Annotated in this window: 20 protein-coding genes and 2 pseudogenes; 9 read left to right on the forward strand and 13 right to left on the reverse strand. The window is 43.5% G+C overall.

The genetic code is table 11. The features are described from left to right. The coding region (locus tag O9300_RS13010; RefSeq protein ID WP_287972049.1) for a Uma2 family endonuclease at positions 1-462 on the reverse strand (462 nt) is incomplete at its 3' end. A 487-nt stretch (positions 463-949) separates the two neighbouring features. Here O9300_RS13010 and O9300_RS13015 point away from each other — a divergent pair. From O9300_RS13015 to O9300_RS13030, 4 genes are all read left to right on the forward strand, one after another. Continuing rightward, complete coding sequence (locus O9300_RS13015) at positions 950-2,869, forward strand: long-chain fatty acid--CoA ligase (protein ID WP_287972052.1); 1,920 nt, start codon at positions 950-952, stop codon at positions 2,867-2,869. Between the two features lie 61 nt (positions 2,870-2,930). After that, positions 2,931-3,380 (forward strand): YlqD family protein, encoded by a 450-nt coding sequence (locus O9300_RS13020; protein WP_002756613.1) that lies wholly within the window; start codon positions 2,931-2,933, stop codon positions 3,378-3,380. 246 nt (positions 3,381-3,626) lie between these two features. Then, positions 3,627-4,991, forward strand: coding sequence for a DUF3370 domain-containing protein (locus O9300_RS13025; RefSeq protein ID WP_287972055.1), 1,365 nt, complete (start codon positions 3,627-3,629; stop codon positions 4,989-4,991). Positions 4,992-5,398: 407 nt separating this feature from the next. Then, the gene (locus O9300_RS13030; RefSeq protein ID WP_287972057.1) at positions 5,399-6,340 is read left to right on the forward strand and encodes a hypothetical protein; all 942 of its coding nucleotides are present in this window, start codon (positions 5,399-5,401) and stop codon (positions 6,338-6,340) included. Positions 6,341-6,495: 155 nt separating this feature from the next. Here the strand turns inward: O9300_RS13030 and O9300_RS13035 are convergent. The 6 genes and pseudogenes from O9300_RS13035 to queA all read right to left on the reverse strand — a co-directional run. Next, positions 6,496-6,606: pseudogene (locus tag O9300_RS13035) on the reverse strand (IS982 family transposase); the annotation flags it as partial. Between the two features lie 140 nt (positions 6,607-6,746). Then, entirely contained in the window at positions 6,747-8,240 is a 1,494-nt protein-coding gene (locus O9300_RS13040) for a TIGR04222 domain-containing membrane protein (RefSeq protein ID WP_287972059.1), read from the reverse strand. Between the two features lie 407 nt (positions 8,241-8,647). Further along, a complete protein-coding gene (locus O9300_RS13045; protein ID WP_287972062.1) occupies positions 8,648-10,378 on the reverse strand; it encodes an Rqc2 family fibronectin-binding protein in 1,731 nt (576 codons plus the stop codon). 250 nt (positions 10,379-10,628) lie between these two features. After that, positions 10,629-11,735, reverse strand: a complete 1,107-nt coding sequence (gene gcvT, locus O9300_RS13050) for a glycine cleavage system aminomethyltransferase GcvT (protein WP_287972065.1) — start codon at positions 11,733-11,735, stop codon at positions 10,629-10,631. Positions 11,736-11,989: 254 nt separating this feature from the next. Continuing rightward, positions 11,990-13,678 (reverse strand): serine protease, encoded by a 1,689-nt coding sequence (locus O9300_RS13055; RefSeq protein ID WP_287972066.1) that lies wholly within the window; start codon positions 13,676-13,678, stop codon positions 11,990-11,992. Between the two features lie 162 nt (positions 13,679-13,840). Then, positions 13,841-14,938, reverse strand: coding sequence for a tRNA preQ1(34) S-adenosylmethionine ribosyltransferase-isomerase QueA (queA, locus tag O9300_RS13060; protein ID WP_287972077.1), 1,098 nt, complete (start codon positions 14,936-14,938; stop codon positions 13,841-13,843). Positions 14,939-15,099: 161 nt separating this feature from the next. Between queA and O9300_RS13065 the strand changes: the two genes are divergently transcribed. Then, positions 15,100-15,489: a hypothetical protein gene (locus O9300_RS13065; RefSeq protein WP_002796539.1), complete on the forward strand. Its 390-nt coding sequence runs from the start codon at positions 15,100-15,102 to the stop codon at positions 15,487-15,489. Positions 15,490-15,492: 3 nt separating this feature from the next. Here O9300_RS13065 and O9300_RS13070 read toward each other — a convergent pair whose 3' ends face one another. Both O9300_RS13070 and O9300_RS13075 read right to left on the reverse strand, forming a co-directional pair. Next, complete coding sequence (locus O9300_RS13070; RefSeq protein ID WP_002796540.1) at positions 15,493-16,545, reverse strand: LOG family protein; 1,053 nt, start codon at positions 16,543-16,545, stop codon at positions 15,493-15,495. A 265-nt stretch (positions 16,546-16,810) separates the two neighbouring features. After that, positions 16,811-17,998 (reverse strand): tetratricopeptide repeat protein, encoded by a 1,188-nt coding sequence (locus O9300_RS13075; protein WP_287972068.1) that lies wholly within the window; start codon positions 17,996-17,998, stop codon positions 16,811-16,813. A gap of 37 nt (positions 17,999-18,035) precedes the next feature. Between O9300_RS13075 and O9300_RS13080 the strand changes: the two genes are divergently transcribed. Continuing rightward, positions 18,036-19,211: an esterase-like activity of phytase family protein gene (locus O9300_RS13080; RefSeq protein ID WP_002796542.1), complete on the forward strand. Its 1,176-nt coding sequence runs from the start codon at positions 18,036-18,038 to the stop codon at positions 19,209-19,211. A gap of 111 nt (positions 19,212-19,322) precedes the next feature. Here the strand turns inward: O9300_RS13080 and O9300_RS13085 are convergent, their stop codons facing one another. The 3 genes from O9300_RS13085 to O9300_RS13095 form a co-directional block, all read right to left on the reverse strand. Next, complete coding sequence (locus O9300_RS13085) at positions 19,323-19,874, reverse strand: LabA-like NYN domain-containing protein (RefSeq protein WP_002764933.1); 552 nt, start codon at positions 19,872-19,874, stop codon at positions 19,323-19,325. 381 nt (positions 19,875-20,255) lie between these two features. Next, on the reverse strand, positions 20,256-21,080 hold the full coding sequence (locus O9300_RS13090; protein WP_287972069.1) for a sulfurtransferase: 825 nt from the start codon (positions 21,078-21,080) through the stop codon (positions 20,256-20,258). Continuing rightward, the gene (locus O9300_RS13095) at positions 21,049-21,492 is read right to left on the reverse strand and encodes an ATP-binding protein (protein WP_287972071.1); all 444 of its coding nucleotides are present in this window, start codon (positions 21,490-21,492) and stop codon (positions 21,049-21,051) included. The genes O9300_RS13090 and O9300_RS13095 overlap by 32 nt, the downstream gene beginning before the upstream one ends. A 172-nt stretch (positions 21,493-21,664) precedes the next feature. Between O9300_RS13095 and O9300_RS13100 the strand changes: the two genes are divergently transcribed. Further along, entirely contained in the window at positions 21,665-22,801 is a 1,137-nt protein-coding gene (locus O9300_RS13100) for a PP2C family protein-serine/threonine phosphatase (protein ID WP_287972073.1), read from the forward strand. Here O9300_RS13100 and O9300_RS13105 read toward each other — a convergent pair whose 3' ends face one another. Then, positions 22,802-23,125, reverse strand: a complete 324-nt coding sequence (locus O9300_RS13105) for an STAS domain-containing protein (RefSeq protein ID WP_287672799.1) — start codon at positions 23,123-23,125, stop codon at positions 22,802-22,804. It lies immediately after the preceding gene. A 144-nt stretch (positions 23,126-23,269) separates the two neighbouring features. Between O9300_RS13105 and crtO the strand changes: the two genes are divergently transcribed. Both crtO and O9300_RS13115 read left to right on the forward strand, forming a co-directional pair. Continuing rightward, positions 23,270-24,916 carry a beta-carotene ketolase CrtO gene (gene crtO / locus O9300_RS13110; RefSeq protein WP_287972075.1) on the forward strand — a complete coding sequence of 549 codons (1,647 nt, stop codon included), beginning with the start codon at positions 23,270-23,272 and terminating at the stop codon, positions 24,914-24,916. A gap of 317 nt (positions 24,917-25,233) precedes the next feature. Then, a pseudogene (locus O9300_RS13115) lies at positions 25,234-25,546 on the forward strand (RNA-guided endonuclease TnpB family protein); the annotation flags it as partial.

Genomic DNA, 25,546 nt, shown 5'->3' on the forward strand with positions numbered 1-25,546 from the left:
ACCCTGTTCACCCCGTCGAAAAGTTTCCACTCGTTGGTGTTTACTATTCACTAAGACATATTCCTCTAAACTTTCTAGAGTTTGATAATCATTAAATTTATCACCCCTGTCAAAAGCTTCTGTGGAATCGGAGAGAACTTCGATAATCAATTTAGGAAAACTTTTGTAGGTAGCGGTTTCTCTATCTCTGTCATCGCAGGTGACAATAATATCAGGATAATAAAAGTGATTGCGCTTCTCTAATCTGACTTTCACATCGGCAAAATAAACCCGACAATCGGAACCCCGCAAATGATTACGAATAATTGTGTATATATTCCCCGAAACAATATTATGAGTATCCGTCGTCCCTGCCATGGCGTAAATTTGCCCATCGATATACTCGTGTTTAATGGGACTTTTTTCTTCAAACTGAAGATATTCTTCTGGAGTGAGATTATTATAGTTAGATAAAGCAATCATTGGTTTTTCTCCTAATCACAACTTTATTAAGTACCTAAGCAGGTAGGTGTTAAAAATTGTCGGCGCCCCCCTTATTAAGGGGTAGGGTTGATTCATAGTAGGGTTGATTCATAGTAGGGTTGATTTATAGTAGGGTTGATTTATAGTAGGGTTGATTCATGAATCAACCCTACTAGGGGTGGGGGGGATCAGAGGCAAAATCTATCTTCTACTTAATTAGAACCACTTACCTAGGCAAAATTAATTATACATCTAAGCCGTTAGCCTTTTCCGTAATCAGTAAGCAGTATTAAGTAACAGTACATTCCCTGATTACTGTTCACTGTTCACCGATAACCGAAAAGTCTCCACTCTCCGAGTCTCGACTAGGAAATCAACTTTGCAGGACTAGATACCTGTTGAAATACTGTCTAGGAGAACCAGCAAAAAGAGCCTAGAATGGTTAATCTATATGCTATTACCCTTGTAACTCCCTATAACTACTGCTATGACAACCCTAATTGACTATTCAAATATTCAATCTTTACCCGAAGTTTGGTCAATAGTTGCCCAGCGTTTCCCCAATATTATCGCCCTGCACGATCCCCACAGTAAACCGGAAGTAATTCTCACCTATCGGCAACTTTATCAACAAATTCAGCAATTTGCCGCCGCTTTGCAAGCATTAGGAGTCACAGAAACCGAAAATGTCGCTTTATTTGCCGATAATAGTCCCCGGTGGTTTATTGCCGATCAAGGTTCCATGGCAGCCGGGGCCGCCAACGCGGTACGATCTGCTCAAGCAGATGCAGAGGAATTAGCCTATATTCTGGCCGATAGTGACAGTCAGACGCTGATTGTCGAAAATAACAAAACTTTAGGGAAATTGCTGGCGAAAATCCCTGAATTGCCCCTAAAATTAATCGTGCTGCTCACCGACGAAGACCCCGCTACTGGGGCGATTTCCGTGCAGACCTTAAATTTCAAGCAACTAATGGCGCTCGGGGCTGAGAACACCCTTAAACCTATCACCAAGAGCGAAAATGATCTGGCTACCCTCATCTACACATCGGGAACGACGGGACAACCAAAAGGGGTGATGTTAAGTCACGGTAATCTGCTGCATCAGGTACGCAACTTAAATGCTATCTTTCAACCGGATCCCGGCGATCGAGTTTTAAGTATACTACCTTCATGGCATTCCTACGAGCGCAGTTGTGAGTATTTCAGTCTAGCTCAGGGTTGCACCCAGATTTATACCAGTATTCGCACTTTTAAGCAGGATTTAAAGCAATTTAGTCCGCAATTAATGGTGGGAGTTCCCCGTCTTTGGGAATCCCTTTACGAAGGTATCCAAAAACAATTTAGCGAACAACCGGCCACAAAACAGAAATTAGTGCGATTTTTGCTAGAAAAGTCGGAAAAGTACGTTATTGCTAAACGTATCGCCGATAATCTCAGTCTAGATCACCTTCACGCTTCCGGGATCGAAAGACTAAAAGCAAGAATTCAATCCCTCTTACTCTATCCCCTCCATGCCATCGGTGATAAGCTAGTTTATGGCAAAATTCGCCAAGCAGTGGGAAATAAAGTTAAAATCTTGGTAAGTGGCGGTGGTTCCTTAGCCAGACATCTAGATACTTTCTATGAGATTGCGGGAATCCCGATTTTAGTTGGTTATGGACTGACAGAAACTTCTCCCGTCGCTACCGTCCGTCGTATCGATCATAACCTGCGCGGGTCTGCCGGTCGTCCCGTCTTTCAGACAGAAATCTGTATTGTCGATTTACACAGCAAAGAAGTCTTACCGACAGAAAAACACGGTTTAGTCTTGATTCGCGGTCCGCAGGTGATGCAGGGATACTATAAAAAACCCGAAGCAACCGAAAAAGCGATTTCTCCCGATGGTTGGTTTGATAGCGGTGATATTGGTTGGTTAACCGCTGCCGGGGATTTAGTCTTAACCGGACGGGCCAAAGATACAATTGTTTTGAGCAATGGTGAAAATATCGAACCGCAACCGATTGAAGATGCTTGTTTACGCAGTCCCTTTATCTCCCAAATTATGCTAGTGGGACAGGATCAAAAAGCTTTGGGGGCTTTGATCGTGCCTAATCTTGATATACTGGCCAATTGGGCGCAAGAACAGAAAATATCCTTAAATTTACCCGATCTTCACAGCGATCGCTCAACGATTCTTTCTAGCGATCTCTACAGCAAAAAAGTCTTAGCTCTCTACCAACAAGAATTAAAGCGCGAGGTAAGAAATCGGCCCAGTTATCGTACCGATGACCAGATTAAAACCTTTGAGTTAATTTTAGAGCCTTTTTCCCAAGAAAACGGCATGATGACCCAAACTTTAAAGATTAAACGACCGGTAGTAACGCAACGCTATCGCGATATGATTAACGAGATGTTTGCCAAGTAAATATTTCCGGCAAATATTCCCTAACCCCTTGACAAAAAGACCTTTTTAGGATAAGCAAATCATGGATGACGCACAAACCAGTTTATTACTGAAGCGCCCGGTGACAATTAAAGTCATCGTGACTCCGCGCTGGAAAGAAGAAGCACAACAGCAATTACAAGCACAAATGGCTCAAATTGACGCACAAATTCAACAATTAGAAACCCAAGGCCAAAGAGCGATCGCCGAAATTCAGCGTCAGAGTCTGATCCCCTTACCCCCCGCGGCTGCCCAACAGATTGACAATATTCAAATCCAAGTCAATCAACAGAAAAGTGAGTTTCTCGAACAAAAAAACCAGTATCTGCAACAATTGCAACAGGTACAACTCTTGGAACTCAATCAAGAAGTCGCCCAAGCACAACTAGAAAGCTTTTTCCGGGTCGAAAAAGGCGATAACTTAGTAGCCAAAATGAATGTGGAACTCGTCCTTAGAGATGGCATAGTCGAAGAAATTCGCGGCGAAATTTAAAGCTAGGGTGAGCAGCTCCCGTCACTGTCAACGTAACGGTTAAAATCGGCAATAGCAAGGGGTATTCTCCCTTGCTAACCCATAAAACCGCCCCTAGCTCACATCACCCCTGACATGACTTGATCAGGCCTGAAAAATATATTAAGATTCTTTATCGATCGCCCGGACACCCTCGCCTATATTGTTGTATAACTTCATATCTCCATCGACTCACCCTTAATTAGATCCTATAAATATAGAATCTCTATGCTTTCTTTCTTACCCACTATTCTTTTAGCTCAGTCCGCCTCGGTTCTGCCCCAGATAGAGAGGAAATTAGTCACCCAATATCAGGAAGTGCGTCAGTTACCCGGTCAACTGAATGATGTGCTGGTTTTTAATAGCAATAGTCCCGAAATCGTAGAAAAAGAGGGAATTCTCCTCTCTACTTTCCCCGGCAAAGGAAAACGTTTTCCCATAGCCCATCTCAATCATCCCCTACAAGGACGTTTTGACGTTTTCACCCACCACATCGCCCGTCAAACCGATCCCAATCGCGACTTACACCAGGGCCTGATCGTTACTAATCCCACCTCCAGAAACCTGGTTATCCGCATCCTGCAAGGAGTCAGTTACGTTACCTCCGCCGATGCCCCTTTTGTCGATTTACCCTCTCTGGTGGAAGATCCCAACGGCCGAGTTTTTTCCGGTCCCGGTTCCCGTTTAGCCAGCGATATCATGCGTCGTCGCCATGATACCCAATTTCCCGCCCAGATCGTCATTCCCCCAGGCCAAAGTCGGATGCTATTCGATCTGGTTATCCCCAGAAGTAGCGCCCGCTCGACCCTCCTGCGTCTCTACAGCGATGGACCGGTCTATATGGCCAATTTAGCCCTCTACGAAGTTCCCCAAAAAGTCAAAATCGAAGATCGGGAAATAGCAACCTTTCGTCCCCCTACCCTAGAGGAATGGCGTACCCTATTAGTTAGAGGTGATTTAGCGGCTCCTCGCGATTTTCCCCCCACTCCCCCCGATCAATGGTTCCCTGGAAGAAGAAATTTTTATGGTCGCGTGGCCGGAATTTCTGTCGGTTCGGAATGGGCAACCCGCATTGTCGATCCCAAAGGGGGAATTAATCTCACCATTCCTCAACCCGGTCAAGCTTTTGCCTATCCTTTAAGTACGGTGACAGCAGCTACTTTCGGAACCAGACAAATTCAAAGCGCCCCCATGTTAGTGCGTTATCCCGATACTGCTTTCAAAGCTCACGGTAACTACGGTGTTCACTACTATCTGACTTTACCTCTATATAACAACACTAGCAAAACGCAGGTGGTGGCTTTGAGTATTCAAACCCCAATTAAAGAAGACAATTATCTCGATCGCTTGCTATTTGTTGAACCCGTCCAGGGACCGGTATTTTTCCGGGGTGCAGTGCGCGTTACCTATCGTAACGCCCTGGGACGCACCGAGGAACGTTTTTTCCATCTCGTTCAACGGGAAGGACAACAGGGAGAAGCTTTAGTACAGGTGGAACTTCCCCCCGGAGCCAGACGCGACATTAATCTCGATTTTCTCTATCCCCCCGATGCCACCCCCCCCCAAGTTTTGAGCGTTAAAACTTTGGAATAGATAGGGTTTGCTGAAAAAGTACGGGCGAAGCATTCGGTTAGAAAATCTACGGTTTCACCGATAGGTTATTGCCCGAATGCTTCGCCCCTACAGGACGCGGGCCGATGAAGACGCCAGGTTTTGAACGACGATTCTCTCAAAATCTTGCACCTGTTTCGCTCGTAAAGCCACAAAGCCCTTACCTTGCCTACATTTCACATTTATTCAGCCAGCCCTAGATAGTTTTTCTCGAAAAGTTAACGGCTGATTGTCGGTAAAAATAAGTAAGATAAGTAGGTGGGTATTAAAAACTTTCAGATGCCCCCCTTATTAAGGGGGGACTAAGGGGGGATCGAACCTAAAATCCATTTTAAATTTAATTATAACCAGCTACTTACACTGAAATTAATCTCTCTGTGAATCGGCCGATGAATATTAGCAAAACTTGCTTTATTTTCTGCTTATTATCTCAATTTTTGGGCAATGCAGCTGCGAGTTTAGCCGTGACTAAACTCGATTTTGATACCGGTCAACCCCTAACAAATCAAGTGGTTAGATCGGGGAAAATTAAGGTACAAGTTAGCTATCAACCCATCGACCTAAACGAGAGAGTTGATGATAATTATGATATTAATAATGTTTCTTATCAAATCTTTTATAACGAGCAAATTTATCAGGAAAATAGCGGGTATAGTGCCTTTGGATCCGGCTATGTCGAATTAAGAGATTTAGATAATAATGGCATCGATGAGATTATCGTCTCCACCTATAGCGGCGGCGCACATTGCTGCACATCTTTGGTAATTTATACTTGGCAAAAAGATAAATTTATTAGAGAAGAAACGGGTTTTTTAGATGGTAGTGGTGGTTCCTTTGAAGATTTAGATGGAGATAATAATTATGAATTTGTCACCGTTGATAATGCTTTTTTGTATGCTTTTAGTTCCTACGCCGCCTCTTTTCCTCCCTCCAAAATTTATACTTTTCAACAGGGTAAATTAGCGGATGTCACTAGAAAATATCCCCAAGAATTAAGGAAAACTTTAGCAGCAATGTTGAAAGCCTTTCAGTTAGCTAAAAAAGAAAAAGCCGAAGTCAATGGCATTTTGGCCGGTTATGTAGCCCAAAAAATTCTCCTGGGAGAATACCCAGAAGCTTGGCAATTTCTCCTCGCTAATTACGATAAAAACTCCGATTGGGGTCTCGATATCTATGGCGAAAGTACAGCGATCGGCAAATATCCAGACTTTCCCACTGCCCTGAGCGCTTTTCTCCTGAAAAATGGCTACTTAGGGTCTGCTGAAAAAGTTTGTTGGTGGGGGCAGGGTGTGGGGTGTGGGGTGTGGGGTGTAGGGTTTTCCCGATTTTGAGGTAGTCAGTTACCTAAAATTCAGGGAAAAAGTCCCTGAATTTTACCCGCGATCACTCCAATGGTCAGCACTTTTTGAGGGGAAAAAAGTCTAAAAACCTTATCCAACAATGTTTTTAGATTTATTCCAGCAAACCCTAAGTAGAGGCGATAAAATTCCATGTTCCAGGAGGGTTTTTTCGGCTGATGGCAGTAAGCAATCAAACCAGAGAGGAGATTAAGGCAAAAATTAACAGAGCTACGGTGGCGGGAATGTTCAACGGAAGTTTCCCTTTGACAAAAAGCGACAACCTCTGCTGTGGCAGAATCTGTATGGGGGAACTTCCGCTAAAAACAGACAAATTTAACGGAGTTCGCGGTTCGGCATCACGCTTCGATCGAGCGGCTGTTAATAGCCTTGAACTCAATCACATACAACCACAACCAGCACAACCACCACAACCGCCATCACTGCCGCCATCACTGCCGCCACTGCCGCCACTGCCGCCATCACCGCCGCTACTAGCAGCGGCTATGGGAGTCAGCATTTGATACAGGTCTGCTAAAGCAGTATCGGCCATCAGAACTGTTGCTCCAAAAAACGCCACCGCAAGTACAAGTTCAGAATCGCTGCTATTGGCTGTTTTTAAAGGTTGTAAGCGATTTCTTAAATCCTTAAAAATGATCTCTCCATAACGGCTGCGCTGTGGTTTGACAAAAAACCTTGCTCCCAAAACTAGAAGCCCAAATATACAGATGAGAAGTAAACCAACTGGCTTATCGCGAGAAATTCCCACAGCCATTTTGCACAAGCCTATTCCTAGAAGAATAACCACAATCAATGATGGATAAATTTGGGCTTTGAATGCTTGGGCATCGCTCAGAAACAAACCAAGTTGTTCTAGGCGGGCACGAATGCTATCTTTCATTCCTGTAGACTTCCGGAAAACCTGTTCAATTGCCCCATCAGTGGCCAAAATATCTTGTGCAACCGCCTTTTCTACAGGATCGGCAATAGCATCGATCTTTCCTGTCACCACCAGTTTGCTTTGTGTTCTTCCAAATGGTGATTTTTCTTTTAATACCTCCACATAGCCTTGTTTTACCAAACTGGTGATTGCGGCCATAATCAGGCGATGATTGCCACCCGCCAAGAAAGCTATCTCGTAAGTATTTAAATCAGGTTGCTGCTTTGTATTAGTGCTAACTAGGCACAGGGAAAAACGTAGCCAGGCTGCCAAAGCGATTCCCATCACTACTAGGGAAATATAGAAGGTTAAAAATTCCGGACCTGTAAAATTCATTGGGTTAGGAATTTGGGAGATTATCTGACAGCCAGTTATCATCAGTGAAAGGAAGGCTAAAAAGGTAAAGATGCCTATTTTTCGCAGTTGTGGTTTCAAGAAGATTGTCAAATTAGGTTTTGACAAAACCCAGCTTTGTTGAGTGTTGATCCGGATAAAATGCAAATCTCGCCCGAATCGGTCTTTGGGTTTAGGCCAAATATCTATTGGGGGAATATGTCCAAAAAACTGTTCGTAACTTTCTAGCGTCTTGCTATACCAACTGCCAAATTTTAATTGCTCGGATGAACCCCCACGAGTCGGCTCGTGATGTAATGTGGTTTGCAAAATTTTGGGACAGAACTCTTGCCAGTACAATCGCGTATAGGTCAGATGTAAATGCCAAACTTGATCGATTTGGTCGGATGGCGTGACCGGATGTCCTGCTGCAACGGCTAGAAATATAAACTTTTTGTATTCCTCGATCGCTCTCTGAGTATAGCCTAAGGACCAGCCGTTATCTTTTGCTAATCGTTGGCTGAAAGATAATTGACTATCTGGCCGATCCAAGGCAAATGCCTGAATTCTTTTGTATAGCTCTGTCTGTTGAAAGTTCATCGTCCCTAATGGGCTATCCATAAACTGGGCCTCCCGAAAAAAACTGTTTCTAGTCGTTTATTTAGGCCGAAGAGGCTTAACTATGCGTGAAGTTTAAATTTCTTTACAAAAAGCTGGATGCTAACTATCCCTCTTTCAACTGGGCAATAAGTCTCGGAAACCCAAAAGAAAGTTGAGGAAAGTGACAGAAGCGGTTAGGTGAGGATAAAATACCAGTGGTCGCTTTAATATCACCTGAATAGTCGGTTTTTTGTGTCTTTCCCGAGACTATCGGCTGCTACCACTGGTTTGCTGTTGTTTGTTGTTGTAATCCGAGGAAATATAGTTCTTGCGTTCCCAAGCGCCTGAACTGCATTTGTCTCTCTAGTAACAATTGTAACAGACAATACCCATTTTGTGTAAAAAAAAGTAAACAATTTGGTAAAAAATTATTTTTTGCGGTAATCCTCAACCCTCTGAGGACAGCCCCAGATTACCGTTTCCTGTTTGTAAACCACCATACCTGGCTTGGCGCCCTTGGGTTTATAGACGTATTTGGGACGGGTATAGACGACGGGAACCTGTTCACTATGGCGAGCGCGGCTATAATAAGCGGCGTAATCGGCGGCAAATTGCAGATCGGCGGCTTCTGGAACTGTACCGGGGGTTAAACGGAGTAAAACGTGACTACCAGCAATTTCTTGACTATGAAACCAGATATCGTAATCGCTGGCGCTACGAAAAGTTAGCCGATCATTTTGACGGTTATTTCTGCCAATCCATAATTCTACTCCAGAGGGAGTAATAAAGCGCATGGGTTCAGATTCTTTATTATTCGTCCGATTACGCTGGTAATTGCTTTCTAGATACTTTTGTTGGATTAATTCTTCTTGTATCTCGTCTAATGCCTGTAAATCTTCGCTGCTGCTATAATTTTCTAGTTGACTTAAACTCGATCGCACTTGTTCGAGATAATTAATTTCACTGACCACTTCCTCTAATAAAGGTTCCACCGCTAACCGCGCCCTTTTTAATTTCTGATGTTGTTTATACAAATATTGGGCATTCTGCACGGGATTTCTTTCGGGATCGAGAGGAATAATTACAGGTTTTCCTGTCTGGAAATCCGCCAAACTAATGCTAGTCATTCCCTGCTGTATTTGCTGCAGATTTGCCATTAATAAATCCCCTTGCTCTTTATAGCGATCGGCATGAGCAGATTCTGCTAGTCTTCTTTGAAATCCCGCCGCTTTAGTTTGCAGTTTAGTCAGTAAAGAGATGACTTTTTGATTTAATTTTTGCTGTAGTTGTCGAAAGCTTTCTTGATTAATTTGGTCGCTATAATAACGGTTTAATAATTCTTGAACATTTTTAGCCGCTGCCAGTATCTCCCCACCGATCACCGTATAACCTTCTCTTGTCCATCCGGGTTGAAAGGTTTTATTTTCCAAGATTTTTAACCATTCTTGCCAAACTGAAAAGAGCTTTTCCCAATCAGTATTATCTAACTGATCCGTGTTTAATTTCGGGTTAATATTGGCTTTTTGCAACAGCGATCGAGCGATGACCGGACTAACCCCACGATAGGTACTAACTAACTGTTTTTCGATAGTTTTAGGGATTAAACTAACTCTAGCTTGCCAACTGCTCAAGGATTCTTCTAAACTGGGATTTGTTGCCAATAAAACGGGGGGTAGTTGATAGATTTGTCCCGTTTGTACGGTGCGAACACTAGACTGGGTGGCATTGACTTGATGGGCAACGGTGACAATTTGATTGTCAGCCGCAGTTAAAATCACATTGCTATATTTGCCCATAATTTCTATATACAAATGCCCCAGGGCCGGATCATCGGGACGTTGGGCAAATTGTAGATCGATGACTCTTTCCCACGGGGCAACAAATGCTAATTTTGTCAGTGCCAAACCATTGAGTTGATGACGCAATTGATCGCTGAAAGTGAAGGTATCAGGGACTTTTGGCGGTGGCTCACCAATATGCATCCGCGCCCCTTGGGGATGCCAAGAAATAATTAACCATCCCTTGCGATCGAAGGTTCGTAAATAGAGGGCGATCGTTTGGCGATCAATTTGATACACTTGTTCTAGTCTCGCAGGCAGCCAAGTGGCGGCAATTTCGGCACAAGTGGCGCTGAGGGTGGTAAAGTCTACGGATTGCATTTTCAGGATTCAGCTGTAGGGTGGGTTAGGCGACGGTAACTGCTACAGTTTAGTATTGATTTTGTGTTCGCCGTAACCCACCAAATTATTGCTCCTTTTTTCTCGGTGCTTTAGGTTGGTGCGTTAGCGCAGCGTAACGCACCCTACTGGACTGTTTCAGCTAAAATAGGGCAATAGATTTCGGCTTAAAGTCTTAGATTATAGAATTTATAGCATTTTTCTAATACACCAAATTAGCTGAAACAAACCACTACTTTTTACTTTTATAAAAGGGTTTTTTAACGACGGTAGCGGGGTAGGTGGTGCCGCGGATTTCCACTTCGATCGCCTGTCCGATCGAGGCGAAAGGTGTGGGAAGATAGGCTAAAGCGATCGCTGTGTTTAAAGTTGGTGATAAAGTGCCACTGGTGACTTTACCCACCACTTCCCCAGCGAATACTACCGGATAATCGTGACGGGCGATATGTTTGCCGGACATCTGCAATCCCACCAAGCGCCGATTCACACCATTAAGTTTTTGGTCTTCGAGGACATTGCGACCGATAAAATCGCCTTTTTCTGGCAGATGAACCAACCAATTTAAGCCTGCCTCTAGGGGACTCGTGCTATCGTCGATATCCTGTCCATAAAGGGCTAAAGCTGCCTCTAAACGCAGGGTATCCCGCGCTCCTAAACCGCAGGGAGTCACCCCTAAATTTAAGAATTCCGTCCAAAGTCGCTGCCCGATTTCAGGAGCGGCCATAATTTCAAAACCATCTTCTCCCGTGTAACCGGTCCTAGCGATAAAAACTTTTTCCCCGAAAAGCTGGCTTTCCCAGTGATTAAATAGGCCAAAATCGCTTAATTTTTCCCCGATCAAGGGCTGTAAAATTGTCGCCGCCTTGGGTCCTTGCAGGGCGATTAAGACCCTTTCTCGGGATAAATCCTTTAATTTGACCCCCGAACCCTCTAAATTGCCTAAAATCCACTCTCGATCTTTATCGGTGGTTGAGGCATTAACAATTAATACGCCTTGGCTTTCGCTTTGGTAGTAAAAGATAATATCATCGATTATGCCACCGTCTGGGTTAAGTAAAACGCTATATTGTGCCTTTCCTGCCCTTAAACGGGCTAAATTAGAGGGAACTAGGGTTTGGAGAGATTGAACCAGATTATCTCCAGTTAAGATAAATTTGCCCATGTGGGAAATGTCAAACATCCCGACACCATTGCGGACAGCATTATGTTCGATTTTTAGGCCGCTAAACTGTATCGGCATCTCCCAACCCGCAAAAGGGGTAAATTTGCTGGTTTGTTGGGCAATTAGGTCGTATAAAGGGGTACGAATAGCGGGGGAAGTTGCTTCTTGGTTAGCCACGGTGATCTCGATCGACTGGTTTTCTGCCTAGACTAGCATAGCAGTTATCAGGAGACTCCGAGACAGGAGACTCCCAGACAGGAGACTCCGAGACAGGAGACAGGAGATTATTTTTATTTATACTTCCCACACCCCACACCCCACACCCTACTTCCCCACACCCCACACCCTACTTCCCCACACCCCACACCCTACACCCCACTTCCCCACACCCTACACCCCACTTCCCCACACCCTACACCCCACTTCCCAATTCATAATTCCCACTCCCTTAACCTTTCTCGCACCCTGTCAATGGGAATTGCGAAACCGCAGCCCAATTTAACGGCATTTTCTAGGGGTTTAGGAGTAGAGGGATTGGCACAAAATAAACTCGCTTGGGAAATCACTCCCACCACTTGATTTTTATCGTTTAAAACTGGACTTCCCGACTGTCCAGAAACGACAAACATGGATAAACTTAAGGATTTTTCGTCATTATCATTAACAGTGCCTTTGCTGACAGTCCAATCTTTTTGATTAAAAGGATTACCGATCGAGATTACTGATTGATTAGCGGCAATTGGTAGGGGTGCTAAAGCTAAAGGTTTTAAATCTGGGGGGGGATTTTTTACCTCTAATACTGCTAAATCGAGCCAGTCGTTAGGGGGGGTAGTGTGGAGAATTTTAGCTTTTGAACGCTTGGGAATTTTTCCCTTGGGTGGTTGGCTATAATACTCGACAAAAATGCGCGCCCCTGCATCGATTTCTTGACGGTAATTCGTAACCACATGGCGGTTAGTCACGATCCAAGCTGTATCTTGATCTCGTTTTAATAACCAACCAGTGCCGATACCATTGTTATTTTTGCCACGAATGACAATTTTAACAATTGAGCGTTTTAAATTCACCAGAGGATCACTCTTAACACTGGGAATTATCTCTGGCATTTTTAATAATTCGGGATTGTCGTGAATTAATCGTCCCCGTTGGATTTCCTGTAAAATAAATCTAACTTCTGATAAATTGGGATCGATTTCTACGGCCTGCCGACACCAATTTAGACCCTCATCGATCTGACCGCTATTGATATAGCTATAACAGAGATTTTCGTAAATCTCGGCATTTTTGGGGCTAATTTGGCGCGCCTGTTGAAAAGCTGCCATCGCTTCCCCTAGTTTTCCCTGTTCCGCTAAAGCTTTGCCTAAATAATTATAAATATCCCCATCTTTAGGGGAGTAAATTAGAGCCTGTCGATATATTTGCTCTGCTTGCTCCCATTTTCCCTGTTTTGCTAGGGTTTCTCCTAATTTTTTGTAGGTTTCACCCTGATTAGGTATCAATTCTAGAGCTTGCTGATAGGCATAACTGGCCTCTGGCCAGAGTTGCTGTTCACTGTAGGCCTTTCCCAGATAAAAATAGGCTTTTCCCTGACTAGGATCGAGAAAAACCGCTGCTTGCAGAGCTTTCGCCGCCTCATCCCAACGTTGTAAACTATAGAGAGCTTTTCCTAGCTGAAATTGCCCTTTAAAAGTTGGTTTAATGATAATTGCTTTTTGGTAAGCATCGATCGCCTCTGACCATTTTTCCTCTTGGGCGAAGATATCTCCCAAAGCGACTAAATGATTACTTAGGGAGGGTTCCGTCGATGGTTTATCATTAACGATAAAACCACGATTATATGCTTGTAAGGCTTCAGAATAGCGTTTTTGACTTTGTAAGACCTGAGCGATTTTTATATGGGCTTGGGCCGAATTTTCGTGAAAAGATAAAACTGTTCGGTAAGCAGACAGAGCCGATTCCTTCTCCCCTGCGGCCAAAAGTCGATCGCCTTGCCAGAGATAAGCCAAGGCAATAAGATAAAAAATAGCAAAGGGAGCGGCGGCGATGAAGGCAATAATTAAAAATATTTGCAGGGGTTTGCTAGAATAGCGGCGACCGATTTTAAGCTCTTTTCTTTTCATTTCTTGGTTAGGATAGACAACAGGGTAGAGGTGGTTCGATAATCGACCTAGACCAATTTAGATGCGCGGGCTGCTTACACATATTTTTCCCTTTCCTGTTGCCCTTTCCGCAGTTCTGCTCCTCCTTCTTTCTGGGGTATGAAGGTAATTTTGTGCAACTACTTACCGATTACTGCTGCGAGCGCTGGGTAGGATTAACATAGCATCACCGAAGGAATAGAAACGGAAACGCTCTTGGATAGCTTCTTGATACAATGCCAGTAGTCTTTCCCGTCCGATTAAGGCACTGACTAACATCATCAAACTGGACTTGGGTAGGTGAAAATTAGTGATCATGCCGTCGATAACCCGCCATTGATAACCCGGATAGACAAATAAATTCGTTTTTCCCTGAAAAGCGGTTAATTTCTCGCTCTTACTTTCTTTAATTGCCCCTTCCAAGGCGCGAGCTACCGTGGTCCCCACGGCGATAACCCGGCCACCTCTAGCCTTTGTTTGGGCGATTTTTTCGGCAGTTTCGGCGGAAATCTGCAAAAATTCTTGGTGCATTAGGTGTTCTGTAATATTTTCCACTTCCACGGGACGAAAGGTTCCCACTCCCACATGAAGGGTGATATAGGCGGTATCTATACCCTTCTGGGCGAGCGTATGGAATAATTCGGGAGTAAAATGTAATCCAGCCGTGGGAGCGGCCACAGAACCCTGTTTATCGGCGTAAACTGTTTGATAACGGTCTTCTTCCGCCTCTGATTCGGTGACGTAGGGGGGGAAAGGAATATGACCGTACTCCTCCAACATATCCCAAAAACTGCGCCCGGGATGACGTTGAAATTGCAGCAGACGACCACTGGTGTTCAGATCTCGATCGATTACTTTCGCTAACCATAATTTTTCTTGGTCTTCCGTCGGCCCTGTTTTCGGATAAAAAAGGACTTCTGAACCGACTTTAAAGCGTTTTCCCGGTTTCACCAGAGATAACCAACGATGGTCATCTTGTTCTTCTAATAGTAATATTTCTACGGGTGCGCCCGTGGTTTTACGTCCAAATAAACGGGCCGGAATCACGCGGGTATCGTTGAAAACCAGCAAATCCCCCGACTCTAACCAAGTGGGTAAATCACGAAAAATAGCTAAATTATGACTATTGGGAGAATCTACCACCAAAAGACGGGAACTATCCCGGGTTTCTGCGGGATTTTGGGCAATTAACTCCGGAGGAAGGTGATAATCGTAGCTGGAGAGTAATTGGTCAGGGATCATCGTCATTATCATCATAAAAATCTTCGCAAAAGTTGGGTAATCCTACCCAGGCGAACTTCACTAAATCGGGGATTTCTCCCCTTGGTATCGAGAACGGTTTATCGTCAGACTTAGATATATAACACTAATCGTGACTATTAGCCAATAGCCCGGCGGCCACTATGGACTATCTCTATTTTCTTGCTAATGCTAGTTTAACGCTACGAGTCACCGAATACCTGCGATCGATGACTCATCTGCCTTCCTCCGTGATGACGGTTATCCATCAGATTAACGGTTGGGTGGTCAAGGTAAAGTTTAATCAAATGCTGACTCCTTGCCAACACGGCGATTTTCGCGCCTACATGAATGAGTTAGGGATTACCTATCAACCGGAAATGCGTCTCCAGATGGTTTTTTGGAGTTTGGAAACGGGACAATCTCCTATTGATGTCATGCGTCGTTATCAAGTGGCGATCGTGTCCCATGGTACCCCGGATCAGCAAGATATAGAGGCTTTTCGGCAACAATTTACTAAGGGTTTAGGATACTGTCCGGAAACTCTGGCCTAGGGTTTATTTTCTTTCGGGATGCTCTTCTAGGGCAACTACAGGACTTAAATCGTTGATGTGATCAATTAACTGATACAAGCGTCCGTAACTCTTGCCGTTAAAGTAAAAAACTAGACGGGGTAAATGGTGGCTGGAATCCCGATTCTCTCGTTCTAGAATTTGACTAGGTGCGATTTTACCCTTAACTAGGATATCGCCGAAGTTTTGGTTAATTTGTTCGATCTGTTCCCCGCTTAGTTCGTGATTAAGACGAATAACAAAGGATTCTCCCACAAAACGGCTGGAGTGATACACCCGATAGAAGTGGCGAATTGTTTGACAAGCGTAGTCTAGATCGTTGGTAATTGTATAAAAATTCCGATCTTCGGCGGATATCAGTCCTCTTTTTTGCAGATTTTCACTAATTTGTTCTTGCCAAGTTTGCCAGTAATCCCCATCAGGCTCATCAATTAATACTAGGGGTGCAGGTCCGTATTTACCGGTTTGACAGAGGGTAAGCGTCTCAAAGGCCTCATCTTGGGTGCCAAAACCACCGGGGAATAAAGCTACTGCGTCACTTTCCCGCAGAAAAAATAGTTTTCTGGTAAAGAAATATTTAAAATCGATTAATTTGGCATCATTTATGATATAGGGATTAGCCCCCTGTTCAAAAGGTAGCTGAATATTTAATCCGAAGGAATTTTCCCGTCCGGCGCCTTCATTCCCTGCTTGCATGATGCCACCCCCAGCGCCGGTTAACACCATAAAACCGTATTGACTAATACAGCGAGCGAAGTCCACTGCCAGACGGTATTCACTGCTGTCGGGTTTGATGCGTGCCGAGCCAAAAATGGTCAGTTTACGAATGTGACGGTAGGGGTAAAATACCTGAAATCCCTTTTCTAGATCTTCGATCGCATAGGTTAAAATTTTCCAATCCAGGCGATCGATTTCCTCCTCGGCAATTCTGACTATTGCTTCCAGAGCTCTTTGAATCCATTTACCATCTTTTAAGTGGGGCAAATGTTGCACCAATTTCAGCAAGTCTTCGGTTAATTCAGAATAGGAATTTTCCATTGGTGGGTTGGGTTTTGGGTGTTAGGGTGTTGGGGTGGTCACTGCGTGCGCGTTGCGGGGGGTTTTAGGGTGTTGGGGAAGATATTTCTTAGTCCCCATTTCCCCATTTAAGTAGGGAGGCACAATTATTTGTAGGATGGGTTAGCGGTAGCGTAACCCATGCGGGCGTTGGGTTTCATGCTTCAACCCAACCTACGTTCATCTTATATTTAATTCCACCCACCTACTTATATGTCCATTAGTTAACTATTCAAAAACTTAAAGATCACTGTTCAGGATTATTTATTGCCTGATTAACTTGGGTGATTTGGGTTTGAAAATATTGTTCACGATAACGGATAGCTTGGGCTAATTCCGCACCTTTTTGGAAAGCGAGTAAAGCTTGGGGATAATTTTTTCTCTCTAGATAAATTTGACCGATTTGATCGTAGGTGTTCATTAAACCGTAGTAATTATAACCCAATTCATGGACTTTAATTAATTCTTGATAGATTTGTAAAGCATAATCTACCTGTTGATAACTTTTATAGAGTTCGGCCAACTTATTTAAAGCTTCTCCTGCGGTGCCGTACTGTTGTAAAGCAAAAGCGAGAGAATAGGCTTCTTGAAAGTTTTGGCTGGCTTTATTTGCATCTTTTAAAGCTTGGTAATCTAAACCAATTTGAATTTTTAGAGCGGGGATTAACTGTATTTGCTGATTTCTGATTTGGGTTTCAGCTATTTCTTCTTTAATTTTTACGGCGTTAGCTGGTTGCAGAGATTCTCGATAAATTTCTGCTAGTCTTTGCAAATAAATTCCTTGAGTCAAAGAATTATTCTGCACCTTAGAAATAGTTAATAATTCCTCATAGACTGGAGCTGCTTTTTGATAATCAAAACGGGATAAATGAATTTGACCAAGTTTATTTAAAGTTGCTTCTACTGCCAGATTATCACCAGATTGTCTGGCATTAGCTAGGATTTTATCATAGATAATTATCGCCTCATTAAAAGCTCGTACCTGTTGATATGATGTACCTAGTAATGCTAATAATTCCCCGTCCATTGTCTGGTTAGTTTCCGCAGTTTGTTGCAGAGCTTTTAAACGAGCAGTAATTAATTTAACATCCTCGGTTCGATCTCGATTCCAAGCTGCTAACCCCACTTTTCCCAAAGATTTTACTTCTTCTTTTGCTCCTAAATAACGATTTAATTTAATCACTTCATACCAGATAGGAAAAGCTTCCTCATTTAATCCCGCATCGTATTTAGCTTGAGCTTCAGCATCGCGTTGATCGATGTATAATAACAGTTGACGACGCTCCAAGGGAGTTAAAGGGCGATCGATTGCGGGTAATAAAGGACTTTTTAGGGGAGTTTCGAGGGGATTGGGTGCAGGGGTTTCTGTTTGTGCTAGGAGAGGAAGGGAAGTACCGATCAAACAGAGCCATAAACTGAGAGAAAAACGTAGCATAATAGATTGATAGGAGCGTAGTAGAGGATGATATTTTGTGATCGATCGATTCTATAAGAGACTGACTGCCGAAAATTTGCGTTTCCCAATTTTGGGTTTAATTGCTAGTTTGATTGTAACCTTTAGTCTGGGGGCCTGTGGTGTCTCCCCGCAAGTTTTAGCAGAACAACGAATGTTTCTACCCCTCTCGGTCGAGTTTTTGGGAGAATATCAATTACCACAAGCGGATTATCAAGGGACAAGGGTGGGGGGATTATCGGCAATTACATACGATCGTGCCAATAACCGCTTTTATCTCCTCAGTGATGATCGTTCTCAGAAAGCTCCGGCCCGCTTTTATCGGGCTAGTTTGCAGATAAATGGTGAAAAAATCGAAAAAGTGAATTTAGAGGCAGTCACGTTCCTAAAAGATGGCAAGGGAGAAACGTTTAAAAAGGGATCGATCGACCCGGAAGGTATCGCTTTTTCGCCCCGACAAACTTTGTTTATTTCCAGTGAAGGTGCGGTTAAACAGGGAATTGCTCCTTTTATTGCTGAATTTGATTTGCAGGGACAATTAAAGGAGTCTTTGTTAATTCCTAATCGCTTTTTACCGGATGATAGCAATCAAAAAGGAATACAGGATAATTTAGGGTTTGAATCCTTAACTTTAGGGATTACCAGCACTCTCAAAGACGATCCTTTTCGTTTGTTTACTGCCACAGAAAGCGCGTTAATTCAAGATAGTCCCACGGGAAAAAGAGCAGAAAATCTCAGAGTGCGACTTCTTCATTATGTTATTGATCCGATTGGTGCGCCTGTGTTAGTATCAGAACAATTGTATGTGTTAGATGAGCCACCCAGTGGTGCGAGATACTACGGTTTAACGGAATTATTAGCTTTAGAAAAAGAGGGTTATTTTCTCAGTTTAGAGCGAACTTTTGGTTTAGAAGGTTTTGGAGCGAAACTATTTCAGGTAGTTAATGGGAGTGCCACCGATACCTCGAAAATTGCTCGGATACCGGGAGAATTAGAAGCTTTACAGGTGCAACCCTTGCGGAAAAAATTATTACTAGATTTAGGGACTTTAGGGATTGATTTAGATAATTTGGAAGGAATGACCCTCGGTCCAAGATTAGCTGATGGCAGTCGCTCTTTGATTTTAGTCAGTGATGATAATTTTAATCCGAATCAGGTCAATCAGTTTTTACTATTTCGACTCAAGGAAAAATAAACAAGAGATGGTTAATTCCCTCACCTATCCCCTTCTGGGAGAAGGATTGGGGTGAGGACTACCAATAAAGAAAAATGGGATAAATAGCCGGTTTAAAGACAAAACGGCCGGTTAATAATCACTTTTTTCGATATCTTTGCGAATATCATTCAGGTCAATATAGCGATCGGTGGCATTTCGCAATTCCCTAGCGATCATCCCTTCCGTAGAAACTACGGTAATATGAGTATTTTTAGAGCGCAATAGTTCGATCGCTCGTTCAAAATCGCCATCACCGCTAAATAAAATCACTCGATCGTATTGATCGACGGTATTAAACATATCGACGACAATTTCGATATCTAAATTAGCTTTCTGGGAAAAACGACCGGAACTATCATCATAATATTCTTTCAAAATTTTTGTTCTCACCGTATAACCCAAACTAATTAAAGCATCGCGAAAACCTCTTTGATCTTGGGAATCTTTTAAACCCGTGTACCAAAAGGCATTAATTAACATAATATTCGGGTCGTTGGTGAAGTAATTTAACACCTTACGCGGGTCAAAAAACCAACCATTTTTTTGTTGAGCATAAAACATATTATTGCCATCCACAAAAATCGAAAGGCGATCTTTCGGACGGCCGCCACCATTACAATGACAAAGACCGGCTTCTGTCATACAAAATACATACCTAATTTTTTATAGAGTTTAACTATAAAATTACCTTTGAGTAATTTTACGGGGGAAAACGACTATTCTTTGAGGAATAGCGGTGATTTGAGAGCAAAAAGATAGCAACTAAAATAAAAATTAGCTTTTTTGTCTAAGTAGGGAGGCACAATTATTTGTAGGATGGGTTAGCGGTAGCGTAACATGATCGGGCGTTGGGTTTCATGCTTCAACCCAACCTACGTTCATCTTATATTTAATTCTACCCACCCACTTAGGAGACAAACTAGATAATAGTTTCGGAATAATTAAAAGTGATAATAGGGAGATTGTACAGTAATTAGGTCATTTCGATAATCTTTCTCCATAGATGGGTATCAACAAGGCTGGTTAGATCAGGTAGGAACACCAATCACTCCAACCTCCAGAATATAGCTTAACATTGTCGTATCCGGCTAGGGTAAGGGAAAGGATATTGACACAGGCTGTCACTCCCGAACCACAGTAGAGGATAATTTCTCGATCGCTTTGCCGCTCTTGCCAACGTTGTTTTTGCCGGGCCGGGGGTTGAGAAAAACCCTGACTATCGGTGACTTCTAACCAGGGATAATTAAGCGCCCCCTCGATGTGGCCGGCGATCGGATCGATCGGTTCCCTTTCGCCCCGATAGCGATCGCTTTCCCGGGCATCAATTAACACCACTCCCGCTTGCTCTTTTTGCCTTTTTACCTCCTCGATCGTGACTACCCAATCCTGTTGAACTTGGGGGAGAAAAGCGCCGGTTTTCGGCACAGGTATCTGATTGGAGACGGGATAACCGGCATTTAACCAATTTTGCCAACCACCATCGAGAATGCTGACTCGTTCATGGCCGAGATAACGTAATAACCACCAGAGACGACTGGCAAAGGCAAAACGGGAGGCATCGTAGGCGATGACATGAGTTTGGCCGGAAATCACCCCTAAAGAGCTTAATTTAGCGGCTATCGTCTGCGGATTCGGTAAAGGATGACGGCCGCCATGACGGGCAACGGGAGCCGATAAATCGCGATCGAGGTGTAAATAGAAGGCATTTTCAATATGATTGGCTAAATACTCTTGATAACCGAGATCGGGATTGTTTAATTGAAAACGACAGTCAATAACCATCAGATCGGGGCGATCGAGATTAGTCACTAACCAACTAGGAGAAACGAGGGGCGCGATCGGATTCATGGCGGGAAAATTGTTTAATAATTAACAGACAGTTGCGCTGATCTTCGCTGCGAGTATAACTGAGTTGATCGGCGATTTTTTGGAGGATCGGCAGTCCTTGCCCATGACCAGAGAAACTATAGTCATGATAGGCGTTTTTCTCGATAAAGTCCTCTAAATCGAAGACGGAACCCCGATCCCAGATGCGAATTTCCATCTGGGATCGGGTAATCTCGATCTCGATCTCGATCGGGATTTCGGGGGGTAGGTGTCGGTGAGCGTGACGGACTGCATTGGTAAAACCTTCGGCAAGAGCAAGCTGACACTGGAGCCAGTCTTTTTGGGGAATGCCCGCTGGTTCAAGTTGCTCAAAATATTTTAAAACGGTATCTAAGGACTTGAGATCGCTATCTACCTGAAAAGAAATCTTCACCCCCGGCTTACCTCTCCAATGCCTTACGCTAGAAGTTATACCATTTTTCCCAAACTATGACTGATGTGTTAGTTCGATTCTGGATTTAATTCCTGGTTGAGGGACAAGCAAAGTCATCTGTCAGGGAGTCGGGGGTAGGCAGTAAGATTGAGATAGTCAAGTCACAAAAAAGATGGTACGAATTCTAGTAATTGATGATGATGGAGTAATTCAAACGTTTTTGAGCCGCGCTTTGCGGAAGGAATACGAGGTTTTTATTGCCAGTGATGGGGAAGAAGGATTAAAGCAAGCGGGGCAACTAAAACCGGCGATGATTATTTGTGATTGGATGATGCCGGGGATCGATGGGTTGGAAGTTTGCCGGCAAATTAAGCTCAATCCCCAACTGTCAACGACTTTTTTTATCCTCTTAACTTCTTTGGGATCGGTGGAGTATCGGGTCAAGGGATTGGATGCAGGGGCGGATGATTTTTTGTGTAAACCGATCGAGATTAATGAGTTAAGAGCGCGCGTGCGGGCGGGAATTCGTTTGCATCAATTAAGTCATGATCTGCAAGCGCAAAAACAATTACTAGAAATGGAGTTAGCGGAAGCGGCGGAATATGTGCGATCGCTGTTGCCAGAACCTTTCATTTCTCCAAAACTTGCTATCGATTTTCGCTTCCTTCCTTCTCGTCGATTGGGGGGGGATGGATTTGATTATTATTGGTTAGATAATGACCATTTGATGTTATATCTTTTAGATGTGGCTGGCCATGGTTTGCGAGCGGCTTTACCTTCCCTTTCGGTGATTAATTTACTCCGTTCTCGTGGTTTAACTCAGGTGAATTACTATCAACCTAATCAGGTTTTACATGGGTTAAATCAAGTTTATCAAATCAGCCCTAAGAATGATAAATATTTTACTATCTGGTACGGAATTTATGATCAGAAACAACAACAGTTAACCTATGCCAGTGCCGGTCATCCCCCGGCAGTTCTCCTGACTCAAAAACCTTTTAGCCAGATGATTGAAACCAGACTGAAAGCCCCCGGTTTTCCCATCGGGATGTTTCCGGAAGCAGAATATATCAATCAGGTTAAATGCCTGAATTTACCCAGTAGCCTTTATCTTTTTAGTGATGGAATTTACGAGATCGATTGTGCTGATGGTAGGATGTGGGGACTAGAAAACTTTATTCAATCTTTGCAAAATTATCACTGTAATTCCGCCAAAAATCTCGATAATTTTATTGGAGAAATTCAAGCTTTACAATTTGATGGTAATTTTAAGGATGATCTTTCGATCATGCAGGTGGATTTTCGTTAATTAACTTCCGAGGATTTTTTGTTCTAATTCTTCTCGGTTATTAAAAATTTCAAAAACTCGATCCATATCGGTCAATTCAAACAACATTTTTATCTGATCATTAATCGAGCAGATCAATAGTTTACCCCCCGCAGAACGCACGGTTTTTAAGGATAAAACTAGCGCACCTAAACCAGAACTATCCATAAAGGTGACATTCTTGAAATCAACGATAATAACCTCTGAACCTCCCTGCACGGCTTCGGCAATTTCTTGGCGAAATTCGCTGGCTTGGTTGCCATCTAAAATACCCGATGGTTGAATAACTTTGATTGAAGAACTCATAAAAAAAAGAAAAATTAAATGTTTTCTACCTGCTCACTCATAACTGATCGCTGAAATCTGCTGACAGCAGCTAATCTTTAACTATTTTTAACATATTAGGGCCAAGAAAAGCGCAAAATTAAAAATAGGAATTTTTGAAACTGTATGGAAAGTTACGATGTCATCCTCATCGGTGCGGGGCATAATGGTTTAGTTTGTGCCGCCTATCTCCTCAAAGCCGGTTATCGCGTCCTCCTTCTCGAACAGCGTAGCGTACCAGGAGGAGCGGCTACCACAGAAGCGGTTATCCCCGATCAAGCCCCCGATTTTAAGTTTAATCTCTGTGCGATCGATCACGAATTTATCTTTTTGGGACCGGTAATTGAGGAATTAGAGCTAAAACGCCACGGATTAGAGTATTTATTCTTCGATCCTACCGTTTTCTGTCCCCATCCCTCCGGCCAATATTTTCTTTCCTATCGCTCTCTGGAAAAAACTCACGCCGCAATTGCCCAGTTTTGTCGGCGAGATGCCGATCGCTACCTTCAGTTTATCGACTATTGGGGACAGTTGATGAATGCGATTGGGCCTTGGTTTAACGCTCCGCCCCAAGATTTGCTCAGAATCGCCCGCAATTATAACTCTAGTGCCTTAGCTAGTGTCTGGAAAGCGATCGGCTCGAAAAAGAAACTGCTCGACTTCATCCGCACGATGATTACTTCCCCCGAAGATGTCCTCAATGAGTGGTTTGAGAGCGAATTTGTGAAAGCACCCCTGGCTCGTCTAGCGGCGGAAATTGGCGCTCCTCCCTCCCAAAAAGGCATTACCTCTGGGATGATGATGATGGCGATGCGTCATTCTCCCGGGGTGGCTCGCCCTCGTGGTGGTACGGGCGCACTAACCGAGGCTCTGGTGAAATGTGTTGTCAGTCTCGGTGGGGTAATTTTAACCGAGCAGAAGGTTAAACAGATTCTAGTGGAGGAAGGACAAGCGATCGGGGTTAGAGTGGACTCTGGACAAGAATATCTGGCAAAAGCGGGTGTTATCTCTAATATTGACGCTAGACGAGTCTTTTTACAGTTAGTCGCCCCCGCCGATGTGGATGCCGCCGATCCAGAATTGCGAGAAAGGGTAGAACGGCGAATTGTCAATAACAATGAAACAATTCTTAAAATTGATTGCGCCCTCGCCGAAGCACCAAGGTTCGAGGCTTACGATCACAAAGAGGAGTATTTACAGGGAACGATTCTCATCGCCGATTCCGTGCGTCACGTTGAACAGGCCCACGCTTTAACGATTTTGGGGCAGATTCCCGACGAAAATCCCTCGATGTACCTAGATGTACCCACTATTCTCGATCCCTCCATGGCTCCCCAAGGCAAGCATACCCTCTGGATCGAATTTTTTGCCCCCTATCAGATTGCCGGGGCCGAGGGAACAGGATTAAACGGCACGGGATGGACGGAAGAATTAAAAAATCGCGTGGCCGATCGAGTTCTTGATAAACTGGCCGATTATGCCCCAAATCTCAAATCCGCCATTATTGCCCGTCGGGTGGAAAGTCCGGCCGAATTAGCTAATCGTTTGGGTTCCTATAAAGGTAATTACTATCATCTTGATATGACCTTAGATCAGATGATTTTCCTGCGTCCTTTGCCGGAAATAGCTAACTACAAAACCCCAATTAAACACCTTTATTTAACTGGGGCAGGAACTCACCCCGGCGGCTCAATTTCGGGAATGCCGGGGCGCAATTGCGCTCAGGTTTTCCTGCGGGATCGAAGCACTTTTCTGCAAAGATTATTCAACTAATACTAAATCCGTTGAGTATAGGCTACATATTAGGACAGGCACTCATGCAAAGGGGGAGAAGACATAATCAGTTTTTAATAACCGGATTTAGTATTGTAAAGTTTCAATACAAATATGGTCATATATAGTCATTCATGGTAATATGTACAGACAAAACTATCGGACTAGGCAAAAAAAACAGGAATAAGTTATCGAACGGCTTGGAGGTGGTGGAAACAAGGGAATTTAACAGGCTATCAATTGCCTTCTGGTACAATTATCACAACGGATGACAACCCTTCAAAACCCGACGCTGAGTTAAAAGACAACGAATAATAATGTTAGTAGCAGAAAGACACATTATCAAGAAAGGACATCGATTTTGGGCTGAGATAGATAATTTATCTTGGCAGTCTAAAAATCTTTACAACTCAGCCAATTATTTAATCCGACAAAACTTCATTTATGGTCATGGCTATTTGACCTATAATCAGATGGCTTCTCTGAGGTCAAAGACAGAACAGTATCAAGCTTTACCCGCTAAAGTTTCCCAACAAGTTTTAAGAGGATTAGACAAAAACTGGCCATCATTTTTTGCCGCTTCATCGGAGTTTAAAAGTCACCCCGATAAATTTCTGGGAAAACCCAAAA

The sequence above is a fragment of the Microcystis sp. LE19-195.1E genome (assembly GCF_027532095.1).
Taxonomy (GTDB): Bacteria; Cyanobacteriota; Cyanobacteriia; order Cyanobacteriales; family Microcystaceae; genus Microcystis; species Microcystis aeruginosa.